The organism is Flavobacteriales bacterium, assembly GCA_013214975.1.
Classification (GTDB): Bacteria; Bacteroidota; Bacteroidia; order DT-38; family DT-38; genus DT-38.
In genome coordinates this window covers 1-2318 of the sequence record JABSPR010000075.1, presented here as the reverse complement: position 1 = coordinate 2318, position 2318 = coordinate 1, and the positions used below count along the sequence as shown (strand labels likewise).

3 protein-coding genes are annotated in these 2318 nt (G+C 36.4%); 2 read left to right on the top strand and 1 reads right to left on the bottom strand.

Going from position 1 to position 2318, the window contains the following annotated elements; genetic code table 11:
* The coding region (locus HRT72_03490; GenBank protein NQY66770.1) for a pyruvate carboxylase at positions 1–1652 on the top strand (1652 nt) is incomplete at its 5' end.
* Positions 1653–1689: 37 nt separating this feature from the next.
* The gene (locus HRT72_03485) at positions 1690–2172 is read left to right on the top strand and encodes an FKBP-type peptidyl-prolyl cis-trans isomerase (GenBank protein NQY66769.1); all 483 of its coding nucleotides are present in this window, start codon (positions 1690–1692) and stop codon (positions 2170–2172) included.
* A 7-nt stretch (positions 2173–2179) separates the two neighbouring features.
* Here the strand turns inward: HRT72_03485 and HRT72_03480 are convergent.
* A partial coding sequence (locus HRT72_03480; GenBank protein NQY66768.1) for a cation transporter occupies positions 2180–2318 on the bottom strand: 139 nt, incomplete at its 5' end.

Below are 2318 nucleotides of genomic sequence, written 5' to 3'. Positions count from 1 at the left end.
GAGAAAGAATGCCAAACGTTCTTCTTCAAATGTTAATTAGAGGATCTAATGGAGTCGGCTATTCTGCTTATCCTGATAACCTAGTGGAAAGATTTGTAGAAGAGTCTTGGAATAAAGGAGTAGATGTTTTCCGTGTGTTTGATTCATTGAACTGGATGGAGAATATGGAGCCTTGCATCAACTTCGTCAGAACAAAAACAAAAGGAATTGCAGAAGGTACATTGTGCTACACCGGTGATATCTTAGATGGCAAGAAGAGTAAATACAACTTGGAATACTATTTAACGCTAGCCAAGCAATTAGAGAATGCTGGATCACATTTCTTATGTATTAAAGACATGGCAGGTTTGTTAAAACCATATGCTGCTACGGAATTAATAAAAGGATTGAAATCTACTGTGGATATTCCAATTCACTTACACACACACGATACTTCTTCTTTACAGCCTGCAACTTATTTGAAGGCAATTGAAGCAGGTGTTGATATTGTAGATGTTGCTTTAGGTGGTTTATCTGGACTAACTTCTCAACCTAACTTTAACTCTATTGTTGAAATGACGAAAGGTCATAAGAGACATAGAGAGTTCGATACGGATTCATTGAATCAGCATTCGAACTATTGGGAAAGTATTAGAGAATACTATTATCCATTCGAATCGGGCTTAAAAGCAAGTACTGCTGAAGTATTCAATCATGAGATTCCTGGTGGACAATATTCAAACTTAAGACCACAGTCTATCGCACTTGGATTGAGCGATAAATTCGATCGAGTAAAAGAAGCTTATGCTGAGGTAAATCAAATGTTTGGAGATGTTGTTAAAGTTACCCCTAGTTCTAAAGTAGTAGGAGATATGGCAATCTTTATGACGGCTAACAACCTTACAGCTGAGGATGTATTTGAGAGAGGAGAAACTTTATCTTTCCCTGAATCTGTTATTGAATTCTTTAGAGGTGATCTTGGGCAACCAACTGGAGGATTCCCTAAGAAATTGCAAAAGATTATTATTAGAGATGAAAAGCCGTACACGACTCGACCAAATTCTAAATTGGAACCAATTGATTTTGATGTTGAATTTGAAGATTTCGTAAAAGAGTTTCAACCGAAATTCGATAGAGAACTTAAGATTACCGACTTCCTATCATTTAAATTATATCCGAAAGTATATAGAGAAGCTTACGATCAGCATTTATTATATGGTGATATCTCTTGTATTCCTACTAAGAACTTCTTCTTCGGCATGGAGCCTAATGAGGAGACTATAATAGAAATTGCGAAAGGAAAGAAGATAATCGTGAAGCTTTTATCTGTTGGTCCAGCTGATGAAGAAGGAATTCGAACAGTCTTCTTTAAGATTAATGGTCAAACGAGAAACATTGAGATTCTTGATAAATCGTTGAATATTACGAAAGAGGAACACGCAAAAGCGGATGTGGAAAATGATCAGCATGTTGCTTCGCCACTTCAAGGTTTGTTAACCAAAATCTTGGTTAAGAAAGGAGAGAAGGTGAAAAAGAACGATCCATTATTTGTAATTGAGGCCATGAAGATGGAAAGCACCATTGCTGCTTTTAAAGACGGTGTAATTAAATCACTTGTATTAAAAGAAGGTACAATGGTAAATACCGACGATTTGGTTGTGACAATGGAGTAACATTTTTATCTTTTAAGAAATTTAAATAATTCCGATTATGAGAGCAGTTACAATTGAAGATGTGGTCAAATTAAAATTCACATTATTCGATGATTCAGGAGAACTCGTCGAGAAGTTTGATACACCTATCGATATGGTGCTCGGTAAAGGAATGATAATGCCTGGATTAGAAAAATTAATATTAGGTAAGAATATAGGAGATCGAGTTGTTCAAGAGAATATACCAAAATTGGAAGCTTTTGGCGAATGGAATAAATCGAACGAATCGATTGTTCAACTTTCGGATATTCCGGTTGAGATGGAGTTAGAAGAAGGAGGGATGCTGCAAGCAGCAAATAAAGAAGGGCAAGCCATGATGGGAAAAATCAAAGAGATTTACGATGATTTTATAATCGTAGATTATAATCATCCATTGGCAGGAAAAGATTTAAAGGTTGATTTTGAGATATATGATATCTATACTTTCGATCCAGAGAATCCTCCAGCACCACCAACTGCACCTGCACCTCCTGTAGAGTAATGAATAATTAACAGTTTTTAAATCCGCAATCTTCATCGGAAGTTTCGATCTCGATGGTAGCGTGATCGATACCTAGTTTCCCAAGTTTGGCTCGAGCCTGTGATTTTATAGCAATAATTTCTTCGGAAGTACCCAGTTCTGACTTC